This is a genomic window from Streptomyces sp. PKU-EA00015 (assembly GCF_013387495.1).
GTDB lineage: Bacteria > Actinomycetota > Actinomycetes > Streptomycetales > Streptomycetaceae > Streptomyces.
This window is the reverse complement of the sequence record NZ_JABZEE010000013.1, coordinates 233,606-248,238: the sequence shown is the minus strand read 5'-3', so window position 1 is coordinate 248,238 and position 14,633 is coordinate 233,606. Positions and strand designations below refer to the sequence as shown.

The 14,633-nt window shown below is 73.5% G+C and carries 13 protein-coding genes; 11 read left to right on the top strand and 2 right to left on the bottom strand.

Going from position 1 to position 14,633, the window contains the following annotated elements:
• Positions 1–500: 500 nt before the first annotated feature.
• The 9 genes from HW130_RS13065 (at position 501) to HW130_RS13025 (ending at position 9,799) form a co-directional block, all read left to right on the top strand.
• Complete coding sequence (locus HW130_RS13065) at positions 501–1,370, top strand: S9 family peptidase (protein WP_177149684.1); 870 nt, start codon at positions 501–503, stop codon at positions 1,368–1,370.
• Positions 1,371–1,425: 55 nt separating this feature from the next.
• Positions 1,426–2,247, top strand: a complete 822-nt coding sequence (locus HW130_RS13060; RefSeq protein WP_177149683.1) for an SDR family oxidoreductase — start codon at positions 1,426–1,428, stop codon at positions 2,245–2,247.
• Positions 2,248–2,393: 146 nt separating this feature from the next.
• Positions 2,394–3,362 (top strand): alpha/beta hydrolase, encoded by a 969-nt coding sequence (locus HW130_RS13055; protein ID WP_177149682.1) that lies wholly within the window; start codon positions 2,394–2,396, stop codon positions 3,360–3,362.
• Complete coding sequence (locus HW130_RS13050) at positions 3,355–4,545, top strand: acyltransferase (protein ID WP_177149681.1); 1,191 nt, start codon at positions 3,355–3,357, stop codon at positions 4,543–4,545. The genes HW130_RS13055 and HW130_RS13050 overlap by 8 nt, the downstream gene beginning before the upstream one ends.
• Positions 4,538–5,863 carry a sensor histidine kinase gene (locus tag HW130_RS13045; protein WP_375256529.1) on the top strand — a complete coding sequence of 442 codons (1,326 nt, stop codon included), beginning with the start codon at positions 4,538–4,540 and terminating at the stop codon, positions 5,861–5,863. Before HW130_RS13050 ends, HW130_RS13045 begins: the two co-directional genes overlap by 8 nt.
• On the top strand, positions 5,860–6,525 hold the full coding sequence (locus HW130_RS13040) for a response regulator transcription factor (protein WP_177149679.1): 666 nt from the start codon (positions 5,860–5,862) through the stop codon (positions 6,523–6,525). The genes HW130_RS13045 and HW130_RS13040 overlap by 4 nt, the downstream gene beginning before the upstream one ends.
• Positions 6,526–6,616: 91 nt before the next feature.
• A complete protein-coding gene (locus HW130_RS13035; RefSeq protein WP_177149678.1) occupies positions 6,617–7,918 on the top strand; it encodes a histidine kinase in 1,302 nt (433 codons plus the stop codon).
• Positions 7,915–8,574 (top strand): response regulator transcription factor, encoded by a 660-nt coding sequence (locus HW130_RS13030; protein ID WP_177149677.1) that lies wholly within the window; start codon positions 7,915–7,917, stop codon positions 8,572–8,574. The genes HW130_RS13035 and HW130_RS13030 overlap by 4 nt, the downstream gene beginning before the upstream one ends.
• A 19-nt stretch (positions 8,575–8,593) precedes the next feature.
• The gene (locus tag HW130_RS13025) at positions 8,594–9,799 is read left to right on the top strand and encodes a cytochrome P450 (RefSeq protein ID WP_177149676.1); all 1,206 of its coding nucleotides are present in this window, start codon (positions 8,594–8,596) and stop codon (positions 9,797–9,799) included.
• 143 nt (positions 9,800–9,942) lie between these two features.
• On the opposite strand, the gene HW130_RS13020 is transcribed toward HW130_RS13025, so the two are convergent.
• A complete protein-coding gene (locus HW130_RS13020) occupies positions 9,943–10,782 on the bottom strand; it encodes a diacylglycerol kinase (RefSeq protein WP_177149675.1) in 840 nt (279 codons plus the stop codon).
• A 153-nt stretch (positions 10,783–10,935) separates the two neighbouring features.
• On the opposite strand from HW130_RS13020, the gene HW130_RS13015 reads away from it, so the two are divergent.
• Positions 10,936–12,222: an adenylosuccinate synthase gene (locus HW130_RS13015; RefSeq protein WP_177149674.1), complete on the top strand. Its 1,287-nt coding sequence runs from the start codon at positions 10,936–10,938 to the stop codon at positions 12,220–12,222.
• Positions 12,223–12,451: 229 nt separating this feature from the next.
• On the opposite strand, the gene HW130_RS13010 is transcribed toward HW130_RS13015, so the two are convergent.
• The gene (locus tag HW130_RS13010; protein WP_177149673.1) at positions 12,452–13,279 is read right to left on the bottom strand and encodes an oxidoreductase; all 828 of its coding nucleotides are present in this window, start codon (positions 13,277–13,279) and stop codon (positions 12,452–12,454) included.
• 92 nt (positions 13,280–13,371) lie between these two features.
• Here HW130_RS13010 and HW130_RS13005 point away from each other — a divergent pair, with 92 nt between their 5' ends.
• Complete coding sequence (locus HW130_RS13005; RefSeq protein ID WP_177149672.1) at positions 13,372–14,277, top strand: LysR substrate-binding domain-containing protein; 906 nt, start codon at positions 13,372–13,374, stop codon at positions 14,275–14,277.
• Positions 14,278–14,633 lie beyond the last annotated feature (356 nt).

Below are 14,633 nucleotides of genomic sequence, written 5' to 3'. Positions count from 1 at the left end.
CCCCGAACCCCGGGCTGGACTGCGCCCCCGGACCCCGGGCGGGTCTGCCGCTGCGCGGGGCGCTTTCCCCACCCCGCCCCTTCCCGTAACCGGGGCAAGCCCCGGACCCCGCACCGGGCTCCGCCCGCACCGGTACCGCACTCCGCGCGGTGTCCTCAAGCTCCCCCTACGGCTGGCGGCCGTGGGTGGAGGTCCCCCGGCGAAGCCAGGGGGAGTGCCCCCAGACGGGCTGATGCGCCGCAGGCACATCCAGCCTCGCCGGCGATCGAGGCGCGGGGGCCCGGGGGCAGCGCCCCCGAAAGCCGCCCGCCAGGGCGGTACGGGGCCTGGGGCGGCGCCCCGGTTTCGGGGTGGGGGTCCCTCCCGCGGCCGCCAGGCCGTAAGGAAGTGGCGGGGTGGGGGGCAAGCCCGCGCAGCGACACGGCGGCCCCGTCGTAACTGGTAGCGTCCGCGCTGGTCAGGTTGAATACGCCACACCTGCGGGACTGTTGGAGCAGCACATGCCGGACCCCGTCGCCCGTGACGCCGCCGAGGAAGAGTCGGCGTTCTCGCATCCTGCCGTCGCGCCGGACGCGTCCGTCGCCTACGGGGAGCATCCCGATCAGGTCGTCGACTTCTACGCGCCGCGCGACGGCCGGGCCAGCGCCCCGCTCGTGGTGCTGCTGCACGGCGGGGCCTGGCGGGCGCCGTACGACCGGCGGCACGTCACCCCGTTCGCGGACTTCCTCGCCCGCCGCGGACTCGCCGTCGCCAACGTCGAGTACCGGCGCGGGCGCGAGATCCCGCAGCAGCGCGGCACCGGGCCCGTCGCGGGGCGGTGGCCGGAGACGTTCGACGACGTCGCCGCCGCCCTGGACGCGCTGCCGGACCTCGCCCGGCGCGCCCTGCCGCAGGCGGACCCGCGGCGCACCGTCGTCACCGGGCACTCCGCGGGCGGGCAGCTCGCGCTGTGGGCCGCCGCCCGGCACGTCCTGCCGGCGGGTTCGCCGTGGCGGCTGCCCGCGCCGCCCGCCCTGCGCGGCGTCGTCGCGCTCGCCCCGATCGCCGACTTCGCGCACGCCGTCGGGCTCGACGTCTGCGGCGGCGCGGTGCGCCAACTGCTGGGCGCCGAGGGCGAGTACGAGCAGCGGGCCGCGCACACCGACCCGGCCGTCCTGCTGCCCACGGGCATCGCGACGGTCGTCGTCCAGGGCCGCACGGACATCGTCGTGCCGCAGGCGGTGAGCGAGGCGTTCGTCGACGCCGCGGCGAAGGCGGGCGAGACCGTCGGGCTGACCCTGCTGGAGGAGGTCGGCCACTTCCCGCTCATCGACCCGGCCGCGGACGCCTGCGCCGTCGTGGCCGAGGAGATCGCCCAACTCGCCTGGTGAACAAGGCCGGTGCTTGCGGACAGAAGCTGACCGCAACCCTTCCTACGGTCTTCCCATGACGAATCTCGTGACCGGAGCAACCGGAACCGTCGGCCGCCAGGTGGTCGCCGAACTGCTGCGCCGCGGACACCCCGTCCGCGCCCTGACCCGCGACCCCGGCAAGGCCGACCTCCCCGCCGGGGTGGAGGTCGTCCGGGGCGACCTCACCGACCCCGCCACGCTCACCGCCGCGCTCCAGGGCGTGACCGGCCTGCACCTGATCACCTTCGGCGGCCCGTACTTCGCCCCGCTGGAGACCGGCCCGCGCATCCTGGAACTCGCCCGCGAGGCCGGCGTGCGGCGGATCACCGTGCTGCACGGCGGCGGGCCCAGCCTGCTGGAGGACGCGGTGCGGGCGGGGGAGATCCCGTGGACCGTGCTGATGCCGGTGGAGTTCATGGCCAACGCCCTGGAGTGGGCGGATGGCGTCCGCACGGCCGACGAGGTGCGCGAGCCGTTCACCGACCGGCTCAGCGCCATGGTCCACGAGGCCGACATCGGCGCGGTCGCGGCCGTCGCCCTGACCGAGGACGGCCACGGCGGACAGGAGTACGTGATCACCGGGCCCGAGGTGCTGACCCTGAAGGACAAGACGCAGACGCTGGCCGCCGCGCGCGGACGGGCGATCCGGCTCGTCGAGCTGACCGAGGAGGAGGCCGTCGGCCGGTGGCGCGCCTCCGGTCTGGCCGACGAGGTGATCGGATTCCTGCTGGAGGCGTACGGGAACACCCCGCCGGTGGGCCGCACCGTCGTCCCCACCGTCGAGAAGGTGACGGGCCGGCCGGCCAGGACGTTCACCGAGTGGGCCGCCGAGCACGCGGACGCCTTCCGGACCTGACCGGCGCCCCTGCACGTCCTGACCGGCGCCCTACTCGTCATACCTGAGAGCTACGCGGCACATGGGCTCTCGCGCGGGACGCCGGCCTACGGACCGGATTCCTAACGTCCTTTCCGGATCAGCGATTCGGACCGGAAGGAATCCCCATGGCGTCCCGCCTGCGCCGCACCCTGCTCGCCGCGCTCCTCGCCGCGGCCGTGGCCGTCCCGGTGTCGGCCGCGGCGAGGCCGTCCGCCGTCCCGGCGCCCGTCCCGGCCGCCCTCGCACCGCTCAGCGCCGCCGAACTGCCCGCCCTGGACGCCCGGTACGCCATCACCCGGGCCGGCATCCGCGCCGCGGCCCGCGTCGCGGACGGCCACAAAGACCACCGGCGGGCTCGCGCGCTGCGGGCGATGGCGGCGGACGGGCGGCAGTTCCTCACGTTCGACGGCCGCGACGGGGGCCGCGCCGCCGAGGTGTTCGGCGACCTCGCGCGCGCCGACCGCGTCACCGTCCTCGTGCCCGGCTCGGACACCCATCTCGATACGTACGCACGCTTCCGCGCCGGGGCCGCCGCGCTCCACCGCGCGCTGCGCGGCACCGGCGCGGACCGTACGGCAGTCGTCGCCTGGCTCGGGTACGCCACCCCGACGACCATCGGCACCGACGTCCTGACCAGCGGCCGCGCCGATGAGGCGGCGGACGACCTCGCCGCGTTCGTCGGCGAACTGCGCGCAGCCAAGGGCGCGGCCCCCGTGTCGCTCCTGTGCCACTCCTACGGCTCCGTCGTCTGCGCCCGCGCCGCCCACCGCCCGAAGACCGAGGCGGTCACCGACATCGCCCTCTTCGGCAGTCCCGGCACCGGAGCCGACTCCGCCGCCGCCCTGCGCACCCGCGCCACCGTCTGGGCCGGGCGCGGCGGCGACGACTGGATCGCCGGTGTCCCGCACGTGCGGGTCGAACTCCTCGGCACCGAGGTCGGTTTCGGCACGGACCCCGTGACGGACGCGTTCGGCGCCCGGGTCTTCGACGCGGGCGGCGGCGGCCACAGCGACTACCTGCGGCCCGGCTCCACCGCGCTGCGCAACCTCGCGCTGATCGCCGCCGGCCGTACCGCGGAGGTGTCCCGTGCCTGACCCGCGCGGCCTCGTCCGCCGCATCGACGCCGCGACCCCACCGGGCAGGGACCGGGCCGTGAACGCGCTGCGCGCCTTCGCCATCACCGGCATCGTCCTGGGGCACTGGCTGGTCACCGCGCTCGTGGCGGACGGCGGGGCGCTGCACGGCGACTCCCCGCTGCGCCACATGCCCGCACTGGCGCCCGTCTCCTGGGCGTTGCAGACCCTCGCCGTCTTCTTCCTGGTCGGCGGATACGTGGCGGCCCGCAGCCGGGCTTCGTACCCCGGCGGCCATCTCGCCTGGCTGCGCTCCCGGCTCGCCCGTCTGTTCCGTCCGGTGGCCGCCCTGCTCGTGCTGTGGGCCGTCGTGTCCGCCGGCACGCTGGCCGCGGGGACCGGGACCGCGACCGTGCGCACCCTGCTCGGTCTCGCCCTGTCCCCGCTGTGGTTCCTGCTGGTGTTCGCCGCGCTGACTGCGGCGACCCCGCTCGTCGCCCGCCTGCATCCGCTGTGGCCCCTCGCCGTCGTGCTGCACGTGGACCTGTTGCGCTTCGGCTTCGGCGCACCCGCCTGTCTGGGCTGGGTCAACGTTGCGGCCGGCTGGCTCGTCCCGTACTGCCTCGGCACCGCCTGGGCCCGCCGGGAGCCGGGCAGAGGAGTGCGCTGGGCGCTGCTGCTGGGCGGCGCGGCGGCCACGGCCGCGCTCGTCGCGTGGGCCGGATACCCGGCGTCCATGGTCGGCGTCCAGGGCGCGTCCGTCTCCAACCTCGACCCGCCCACTCTCGCCGCCGTCACCTTCGGCCTGGCCCAGTGCGGCACCGCCCTGCTGCTGCTCGGCCCGCTGCGCCGCGCGTTGCGAAGGCCCGCCGCCTGGGCGGCCGTCGCCCTGCTCAACCTCTGCGCCATGACCGTCTTCCTGTGGCACCAGACCGCCCTGATGGCGGTCACGGCCGTCGGGCTGTCCCTCGGCCGGCTGCCCGGACTGCACACCGTGCCCGACGGCGGCGGCTGGGTGCTCGCCCGGATCGCCTGGCTGCCGGTCTTCACGCTCGTCCTGCTGGTGTGCCGGGCGGCCTTCCACCCGTACGAAGCGGGCCGCACGCGGCCGCCCGAGCGGGGCCGCACGCGTCGCGCGTCGCGTGTGGTGCGGGCGCATCGCGCGGACCGGCACGCGGCGGCGGATGTGCACGGCAGTGTCTAGGGTGGGGCGTGTGACGACCTCGGGGCCCCAACTCGCCTTCCCGCAAGGCGTTCTGATCTGGCTGCGGGTGCTGTGGGAGGGGCTGTGGACCTTCAGGTCGGATCCGCTGCCGCCCCTCGTCCGGCTGCGCCGGCTCCCGCACGGTCTGCTCTGCATCGCCGCGTTCGGGATCACGTTCGGCGGCGTGGCACAGCTTGTGGAGGACGGCGGTCTCGGCCCCCAGCTCGGCTTCCTGATCGGGCTCGCTCAGGGCGGTGCGGTGGCGCTCGCGCTGCGACGGCCGGTCGCGGCGTGGTGGCTGTCGACGGCGGCCATGGTGGTGGGCGCCGTCCTGGTGCGCCACCAGCTGTTGAGGGGCAACGCACACGACTTCCCCTGGCCCTGGACAGCGGCCGGGATCCTGGGGCACATGGCCGTGCTGCTGCTGCTCGCACTGCGGGTGCGCACCCGGGTGTCCGCGGCGGCACTGGGCCTGACGGCGTTCCTCACCTATGCCGTCCAGGGCCTGCTGGGCGCGGCCGACTACCAGTCCACCGGGGTGGTCGCGGTCGTCCTGTGCACGGTCGTCGTGCTGCTCGGCACAGCCCTGCGCGGCCGCCGCCAGGCGCGTGCCGCACTCGTCGAGCAGGAGGTGCTGACCGCGGAGGAGCGCACCCGGCGCACCGTGCTGGAGGAACGCAACCGCATCGCCCGCGAGCTGCACGACGTGGTCGCCCACCACATGTCGGTGATCTCGATCCAGGCCCAGGTCGCGCCCCACCTGGTGAAGGAGCCCACCGACGAGCTGAAGGAGAACCTGGCGGGCATACGGCAGAACGCGCTCGACGCGCTCACCGAACTCCGCCGCGTTCTCGGCGTCCTGCGCTCGGAGAGCCCGGAGGCGTCCGAGTCCGCCCCGCACGCCCCGCTGCCCACGCTGGCCCGCCTCGACGCCCTCGTCGAGAACGCGCGGGCCGCCGGGCTGACCGTCGACTGCGCCTCGACGGGTCAGCCGCGCCCGCTCACACCGGGCGTGGAGCTGTCCGCGTTCCGGATCGTCCAGGAGGCGCTGAGCAACGCCATCCGGCACGCGCCCGGCACGACGGTGCGGATCGAGCTCGCCTTCTCGCCGTCCGGCCTGCGCGTACGGGTCGCCAACACCGCGCCCCGCGTCCCCGCCCCGCGTTCACCGGGCGCCGGACACGGGCTGCTGGGCATGCGCGAGCGGGCCGCCATGCTCGGCGGCGACCTCGCGACCGGGCCCACACCGGACGGGGGCTACGAGGTGACGGCCTTCCTGCCGGGAGACACACCTGCCAAGGGGGAGACGGAGAAATGACGATCCGCGTGCTGATCGCCGACGACCAGATGATGGTCCGGCAGGGGTTCACGGTGCTGCTGAACGCCGAGCCCGGCATCGAGGTCGTCGGCCAGGCCGTCGACGGTCTCGACGCCGTGGCCCGGGCCGGTCAGCTGCGGCCCGACGTGGTGCTGATGGATATCCGCATGCCCGAGCTCGGCGGCATCGAGGCCACCCGCCGCGTCACCGCGGACGACCCGGCGACGAAGGTGCTCGTGCTGACCACCTTCGATCTCGACGAGTACGTCTACGAGGCGCTGCGCGCGGGCGCGTCCGGATTCCTGCTCAAGGACGCGTCGGCCGACGAACTCGCGCACGCCGTGCGGGTGGTGGCCGCCGGGGACGCGCTGCTCTCCCCGAACATCACCAAGCGGCTGATCACCGAGTTCTCCCGGACGACCGGGTCACCGCGCGCCCCGCTCAAGGAGCGCGTCGGCGATCTGACCGAACGCGAGACGGAGGTGCTGTCCCTGATCGCCCAGGGCCTGTCCAACGCGGAGATAGCCCGGACTCTCGTCGTCGCCGAGCAGACAGTGAAGACCCACGTGAGCCGGGTTCTTGTGAAACTCGGCCTGCGCGACCGCACCCAGGCGGCGGTCTTCGCTTACGAGACGGGCCTCGTGCGGCCGGCCGGCTACTGAGCGCGTCGCCCCGGGTAGTCCTCAGGACGGATGCCGCAGGATCCATAGCGATGCTGACGACCGCGCCCGGCGCTCCGCTTACCTTTCTCACGTGACCGAGAAGACCCGCAGCCCCGAGTACCGCCTGGCCCAAGGGGCGCTCAGCGGCCTCCGCCAGGACCTGTTCCACGACGCGTTCGCCTACCGTCCACTGGCGCCGTCGCGCGGCGACGGGCCGCTGGTACGGCGGCTTCCCGGCGAGCGGATACGCACGCTCGCCGTGTGGCTGCCGCACGCCGTGGTGCTGTTCACGGCGTTCTGCACGCTGCTCCTTGCGGGCGCCTCCGGGGACGGCGACTTCGGCTCCCTCCTGTTCGGGCTCGTGCCGGCCGGCGCGGTGGCCATGACGCTGATCAGGCCGGTCGGCGCCTGGTGGGTGTCGCTGGTGAGCACCCCGTTCGTCGGGGTGCTGGGCGGGTCCTGGGGCGACTGGCCCTGGACGCCCGCGGGCTTCCTGTCCCACTTCGCGGTGATGGTCGTGGTCGCACTGCGGACCCGGCCGCGCACGGCCGGCTGGATGTGGCTGATCACCGCCGGGTACGCGGTGTTCTCCGACACCGTCTTCAACCACGGCTACAGCAGCAACACACCCGCGATGCTCTTCACCTCCGCCGTGGCCCTGCTGGTCGTGAGCATGTTCCTGACCCGGCGCGAGGCGAAGCAGGAGGTCGCCGCGCAGCAGACCGTGACCGCCGTCGAGCGCGACCGGCGCACGCTCCTGGAGGAGCGCACGACCATCGCCCGCGAGCTGCACGACGTGGTCGCGCACCACATGTCCGTCGTCGCGATCCAGGCCGAGGCCGCGCCCTACCGGGTGGAGAACCCGCCGGAGGAGCTGGAGCGGGCGTTCGCCACCATCCGCGAGAACGCGGTGGCCGCGCTGACGGAGCTGCGCCGCATCCTGGGCGTCGTACGGGCGGAGGACTACGAGGCGCCGGACGCGCCGCAGCCGATGCTCAGCGACCTCGACAACCTGATCGCCAACGTCCGCGACGCCGGGCTGGAGACGGAGAAGACGGTCACGGGAGCGGTGCGCGAGCTGCCCCAGGGCGTCGAGCTGTCCGCGTACCGGATCATCCAGGAGGCGCTCAGCAACGCCCTGCGGCACGCCCCCGGTTCCACCGCCAGGATCGAGCTCTCCTACGTACTGGGCGGCCTGGGCCTGCGCGTGGTGAACACCGCGCCCCAGGGCCTCGTCCGGCCCTCGCCGGGCGCGGGCCACGGCATCACGGGCATGCGGGAACGTGTGACGATGCTGAACGGCGAGATGACCGCCGAGCCGACCGAGGAGGGCGGCTACGAGGTGACCGCCTTCATCCCCGTCGCCGCGACCCCCGCCCAGGAGCTGTCATGACGATCCGCGTGCTCATCGTCGACGACCAGGCCATGGTCCGGGAGGGCTTCTCGGTCCTGCTGAACGCCATGCCCGACATCGAGGTCGTCGGCGAGGCGGTCAACGGACGCGAGGCGGTGCGCCGTGTCGCCGAGCTGGCGCCCGATGTCGTCCTGATGGACATCCGCATGCCGGAGCTGAACGGCATCGACGCCACGCGCGAGATCGTCGCCGCGGACAGCGGGGCGAAGGTGCTGGTGCTGACCACGTTCGATCTGGACGAGTACGTGTACCAGGCGCTGCGCGCCGGGGCGTCCGGCTTCCTGCTGAAGGACGCCTCGGCCCGGCAGCTCGCCGACGGCGTCCGCGTGGTCGCGGCGGGCGAGGCGCTGCTCGCCCCGACGGTCACGCGACGGCTGATCACCGAGTTCTCCCGGCTCGCCGGGACCCCGCGCCCAGCCGCGATGACCCAGGTCGGTGACCTGACCGAACGCGAGACGGAGGTGCTGGTGCTGATCGCGCAGGGCCTGTCGAACGCGGAGATCGCCTCGCACCTGGTCGTCGCCGAGTCCACGATCAAGACGCACGTGAGCCGGGTTCTTGTGAAGCTCGGCCTGCGCGACCGCACCCAGGCGGCGGTCTTCGCGTACGAGGCGAGGCTGGTCACGCCGTCGTAGGCGGGGTTAGCGTCCCGTCATGGACGTACCGTTCGAGCCCTGGTCCCCCGCCTTCGCCGCCGACCCGTACCCGGCCCTCGCCGAGCTGCGGGCACGGGGGCGGGTGCACTGGTTCGAGCCGACGCGGCAGTTCCTGGTCCCGCACCACGCCGACGTGTCGGCGCTGCTGCGGGACCGTCGGCTGGGGCGCACGTATCTGCACCGCTTCACGCACGAGGAGTTCGGGCGTACGCCGCCGCCTGCCGCGCACGAGCCGTTCCACACGCTGGGCGACCACGGGCTGCTGGACCTGGAGGCCCCGGACCACACGCGGATCAGGCGCCTGGTGACGAAGGCGTTCACGCCCCGGACCGTGCTGGCGCTGGAGCCCGTGGTGCGCAGGCTGGCGGCGGACCTGGTCGCGGACCTCAGGCGCGCGGGCGGGGGAGACCTGGTGGCCGAGGTGGCGGAGCCGCTGCCGGTCGCGGTGATCGCGGAGATGCTCGGCATTCCCGCGTCGGACCGGGGCCTGCTGCGGCCGTGGTCGGCGGACATCTGCGGGATGTACGAGCTGAACCCGTCCGAGGAGACGGCGGCGCGTGCGGTGCGGGCTTCGCTCGAATTCAGCGCGTACCTGCGGGAGTTGATCGCGGTGCGGCGGTCGGATCCGGGCGACGACCTGATCTCCGCGCTGATCGCGGCGCACGAGGAGGGCGACCGGCTCAGTGAGCAGGAGATGATCTCCACGTGCGTGCTGCTGCTCAACGCGGGCCACGAGGCGACGGTGAACACGACGGCCAACGGCTGGTGGACGCTCTGCCGCCACCCCGAGCAGCTGGCGGCGCTGCGGGCGGACCACTCGATGTTGTCCACAGCTGTGGAAGAGCTGATGCGGTACGACACGCCGCTCCAGCTCTTCGAGCGCTGGGTGCTGGACGACATCGAGATCGACGGGACGGTGATCCCGCGCGGCTCCGAACTGGCGCTGCTGTTCGGCTCCGCGAACCGTGACGAAGCGCGCTTCCCGCGCGCGGACGCCCTGGACCTGGCCCGCGCCGACAACCCGCATGTGAGCTTCGGCGCGGGCATCCACTACTGCCTGGGCGCACCGCTGGCCCGCCTGGAACTCTCGGCGTCGTTCGGCGAACTGCTGCGGGAGGCGCCGGGGATGCGGCCCGTGTCGGAACCGGAGTGGCGGGACGGTTTCGTGATCAGGGGCCTGCGGGAGCTGCGCGTGGAGCTCTGACGCTCCTCATACCGTTACGAGGCCTCGCCGCGGGCCCCGGCAGCTCCGCGCCCTGGCGGGCAGGCTTCGGGCTCTGCCCCGGATCCGTACCGTGCTGCGCGCCGGCCGCGGCCACACCCCGTACACCAGCACCGCGACCGGCTCTACGGCCCGTCCTGACGGCCCTCCGCCCAGGTCTCCGCCGCGGCGGTCACCGGCAGCGTCAGACCCCACGCCCCCGGCCGGACCGTCCACGTGCGGGTGCGGACCGGGCCCGTCACATGGGTGTCCGCGCGGTAGCGGAAGTCCGGGCCGGACACCGTGACCGTGAGGGCGCTCGTGCGGACCGCCTCCGTGGCCGAGGGGTGCCGGATCAGGACCTCCGCGCGGCCGTCGCGGTCCGCCCGGACCGACACGGCCTCGACCGGCCGGTCCAGGTCCGCCAGCAGGACCCCGTCGGCCTCCACACGCAGCCGGTGCACGCGGGCCGCCGGGCCCGTCGGGGCCGGACGCACCAGGGTGCGGACCAGGGACCGGCAGGCGTTCCACACGGACGCCTCCGCCCGTGCCACCGCCCGCACCGCCGGGATCGACAGGCCGCCCAGCACCACACCGTCGGACTCGTCGACCAGCAGGTCCAGCCGGCGCACCACGCCGTCCAGCACCGCCCGCGCCGCCGCGACCGGCCCGGCCGGCACGCCGAGCGAGTGCGCCAGCTGCACCGAGGCGCCCACGGGGACCAGCCCCAGCGCGCCGTCGCCGAGCCAGCGGTCGCGGTGCAGGAGGGCGACGGCGCGCAGCAGGGCGCGGTCGTCGCCGACCACGACGGGCCTGCGGTGACCCCTCCGGGCGAGCGCTCGCGCGAATTCCTCCGGCCCTTCGGGGAGACAGATTTTCGCCTCCGAGCCCCCGCACAGCACATCTTTCGCGATGCGTACGGACTCGCCGTCCATTCGGCGGGCGACCGGGTCGATGACCACCAGCAGCTGGTCGTGATCCGACACCTCGGTCCTTCCTCGGGTAGCATCTTTGTGCAAGAGCCCCTTGCGCTATTGCGCCAGGGGCTTCGTCTATTCCGGGGCAACCGGTCCGAATACTCAGGTACGGCTTCGGCCCCCTGACCTTGGTCTTGCCCCGCCCGGAAGGGGTGTACGCCTGTGCCCGCACTTGTGCTGCTCGGTGCTCAGTGGGGTGACGAGGGCAAGGGAAAGGCCACCGACCTCCTCGGTGGATCCGTGGACTATGTGGTGCGTTACCAGGGTGGCAACAACGCCGGCCACACGGTGGTCGTCGGCGACCAGAAGTATGCGCTGCATCTCCTCCCTTCCGGAATCCTCTCGCCCGGATGTACTCCGGTCATCGGCAACGGCGTCGTCGTGGACCCTGCGGTTCTGCTCTCCGAGCTGAGCGGGCTGAACGACCGCGGCGTCGACACGAGCAAGCTGCTGATCAGCGGAAACGCCCACCTGATCACCCCGTACAACGTCACCATCGACAAGGTGACGGAACGGTTTCTCGGTAAGCGCAAGATCGGCACGACCGGCCGCGGCATCGGCCCGACGTACGCCGACAAGATCAACCGCACCGGCATCCGCGTCCAGGACCTCTACGACGAGTCGATCCTGACCCAGAAGGTCGAGGCGGCGCTGGAGTCCAAGAACCAGCTGCTCGCGAAGGTCTTCAACCGGCGCGCGATCGAGCCGGCCAAGATCGTCGAGGAGATGCTCCAGTACGCGGAGCAGATCAAGCCGTACGTCGCCGACACCACGCTGATCCTGAACAACGCCATCGACGAGGGCAAGGTCGTCCTCTTCGAGGGCGGCCAGGGCACGCTGCTCGACGTCGACCACGGCACGTACCCCTTCGTCACCTCCTCCAACCCGACCGCGGGCGGAGCCTGCACCGGCGCGGGCGTCGGGCCGACGAAGATCAGCCGGGTCATCGGCATCCTCAAGGCGTACACGACCCGTGTCGGCGCGGGCCCGTTCCCGACCGAGCTGTTCGACGAGGACGGCGAGGCGCTGCGCCGCATCGGCGGCGAGCGGGGCGTCACCACCGGCCGCGACCGCCGCTGCGGCTGGTTCGACGCGGTCATCGCACGCTACGCGACCCGGGTCAACGGCCTCACGGACTTCTTCCTCACGAAGCTGGACGTGCTGACCGGCTGGGAGCAGATCCCGGTCTGCGTCGCGTACGAGATCGACGGCAAGCGCGTCGAGGAGCTGCCCTACAGCCAGACCGACTTCCACCACGCGAAGCCGGTGTACGAGTACCTGCCGGGCTGGTCCGAGGACATCACGAAGGCGAAGACCTTCTCCGACCTGCCGAAGAACGCGCAGGGCTACGTGAAGGCGCTCGAGGAGATGTCGGGCGCGCCGATCTCCGCGATCGGCGTCGGCCCGGGCCGCACGGAGACGATCGAGATCAACTCGTTCCTGTCGTAGGGCAGGCAACGGATCCGGGGCGGGAACTCCGCTTCCCGCCCCGGACCTGCGGTGTCGGAGCCGGGGATCACCGATGATCCGTGGCCCGGGGACGGCCCGTTCCGGCGAACGTGATCCTCGTCCCGTACAGGAGCAGCCGGTCCTCGCCGTCGATCCGACGGCCTGCCGTACCGCACGCCCGAGGGCCCGCACCCGCCGACGGCGGCAGGTGCGGGCCCTCGGGCGTGCTTCAGGCGAGCCTGGTGTCGCGGCCCACCTTGTCCCAGGCCGTGAGGTCGGCCCGGACCTGGTCCAGGTGGACGTGGATGGTGTCGATCGCGTCGTCGCCGAGCGCCAGCCGCAGCGGTGTCTCCTCCGCGTCGAGGGCGGTGAGCACGGCCGCCGCCGCCTTCGCCGGGTCGCCCACCTGCGTCCCGGCCCCGGTCTCCACCATCCGCCGCGTCGCGCCCACCGTGTCCGCGTAGTCGGCGATGCCGTCCCCGCTCAGACTGTGGTTGCCGAACAGGTTCGTGCGGAAGGCGCCCGGCTCGACGATCAGGACGTCGATGCCCAGCGGGCGCACCTCGGCCGCCAGCGCCTCGGACAGGCCCTCCAGGGCGAACTTCGTGGCGCTGTACGCCCCGAAGCCTGCCATGGACATCTGGCCGCCCACGCTGCTGAGCTGCACGATCGCGCCCGAGCGGCGGGCCCGCATGTGCGGCAGGACCGCGCGGGTCAGGGCGGCCGGCCCGAAGACGTGGACGTCGAAGAGCGAGCGCAGCTCCTCGTCACCGGTCTCCTCCACCGAACCGACGTGCGTCCGGCCCGCGTTGTTGACCAGCACATCGATGCGGCCGTGCCGCTCGGCCACGTCCGCCACGACCGTGTCGATCGCCGTCTTGTCGGTGACGTCCAGCGCCACCGCCTCGACCTGGTCCGGACGGGCGGCGACCAGGTCGTCCAGCGACTCGACGCGGCGTGCCGCGGCGACCACGACGTCTCCGGCGCCGACCGCGGCCTCGGCGAACGCGCGCCCGAACCCGCTGTTCGCCCCGGTGATCAGCCAGACCCTGCTCATGTGCGTGCCCCCTCGTGTCGTCTCCGTGTGCTCAACCACCTTCTCCCAGTGCGCTGTTGGGCGTCCAAGACCTCTCGTGATATCCCGTGGTCATGGACGTGCACGGGCGGGACCTCCGTTACTTCGTCGCGGTCGCGGAGCAGCTCCACTTCACCCGGGCGGCCGAGAGCCTCTTCGTCTCGCAGCCCGCGCTCAGCAAGCAGATCAGGGCCCTGGAGCGGCAGCTCGGCGCACCCCTGTTCGAGCGCGACCGGCAGTCGGTGCGCCTCACCACCGTCGGCAGGGCACTGCTCCCGCACGCCCGCAAGGTCCTCGACGCCTGGGAGGAGGCCCACGAGGCCGTCCGGCAGGCCGCCGCCGAGCAGCGGGGCACCCTGACCGTGGGGATGAGCACCAGCCCCGGCCGCGGCGGTCTGCTCCCGGCGATCCGCTCCCGGTTCACCGAGGCACACCCCGGGGCCCGCGTGAAACTGCGGCAGGTGGGCTGGGAGGACGCGACGGCGGGCCTCGCCGACGGGACGAGCGACGCCGCGTTCGTGTGGCTGCCGCTGAGCGGTCCGGAGCGGTTCCGGTGGGTGGTCATGGCGACCGAGCGGCGCCTTGTCGCGCTGCCCGAGGCGCATCCGCTCGCGAGCCGCGAGAGCGTGGACATCGCCGAGCTCCTCGACGAGCCGTTCCTCGCCCTCCCCGCCGGGGCTCCCGAACTGCGGGACTACTGGCTCGCGCTCGACGACCGTGAGGCGCTCGGCGCCGGGCCGCCACGCATCGGCGGCGAGATCGCCGGTGCGGACGAGACGTACGAGGCTCTGGTCGACGGCCTCGGCGTCTGCCTGGTCGCCGCCGGGAACGCGCCGCTGCTCACCCGGGGCGGCGTCGTCGTCCGTCCGGTGCGCGGGGTGTCGCCGAGCCGGTTCGCGCTGGCCTGGCGGGCGGACGACACACGCGAGCTGGTGCGGGACTACGCACGGGCGGCGGCCCGGGTCGCCGAGGCGCTCTGAGGCACCTCCGGGGTCAGGGCAGCTTCCACAGGCGGATCGTGCGGTCGGCCCCCCGTGCCGGCGAGTGTCCTGCCGTCCGGGGCGAAACACCGTGACGATGCTCGGATGCCGGAGCCGGGCGGCCGCCCTGGCCTCGCGCTTGGTGCGGGCGATCACCTCGTCGCGCAGTTCGGGCGGCAGGTCCGACAACAGGACTTCCTTGACCGCCACTTCGCGGTCCAGGACCTCGTCGTGGCTGCGCCACACCCGGCCCATGCCCCCGCGCCCTACCGGCTCGACCAGCCGGTAGCGCCCGCCCACCAGGAGTCCCGCGGTCCCCGCCATGGCGATCACTCTAGCGAGCGTGATCACAGGCG

What these genes read in the sequence shown, in the direction of transcription:
- HW130_RS13065 (WP_177149684.1), top strand. Translation starts at nt 501, where the DNA reads ATGCCGGACCCCGTCGCCCGTGACGCCGCCGAGGAAGAGTCGGCGTTC.
- HW130_RS13060 (WP_177149683.1), top strand. Translation starts at nt 1,426, where the DNA reads ATGACGAATCTCGTGACCGGAGCAACCGGAACCGTCGGCCGCCAGGTG.
- HW130_RS13055 (WP_177149682.1), top strand. Translation starts at nt 2,394, where the DNA reads ATGGCGTCCCGCCTGCGCCGCACCCTGCTCGCCGCGCTCCTCGCCGCG.
- HW130_RS13040 (WP_177149679.1), top strand. Translation starts at nt 5,860, where the DNA reads ATGACGATCCGCGTGCTGATCGCCGACGACCAGATGATGGTCCGGCAG.
- HW130_RS13030 (WP_177149677.1), top strand. Translation starts at nt 7,915, where the DNA reads ATGACGATCCGCGTGCTCATCGTCGACGACCAGGCCATGGTCCGGGAG.
- HW130_RS13025 (WP_177149676.1), top strand. Translation starts at nt 8,594, where the DNA reads ATGGACGTACCGTTCGAGCCCTGGTCCCCCGCCTTCGCCGCCGACCCG.
- HW130_RS13010 (WP_177149673.1), bottom strand. Translation starts at nt 13,279, where the DNA reads ATGAGCAGGGTCTGGCTGATCACCGGGGCGAACAGCGGGTTCGGGCGC.
- HW130_RS13005 (WP_177149672.1), top strand. Translation starts at nt 13,372, where the DNA reads ATGGACGTGCACGGGCGGGACCTCCGTTACTTCGTCGCGGTCGCGGAG.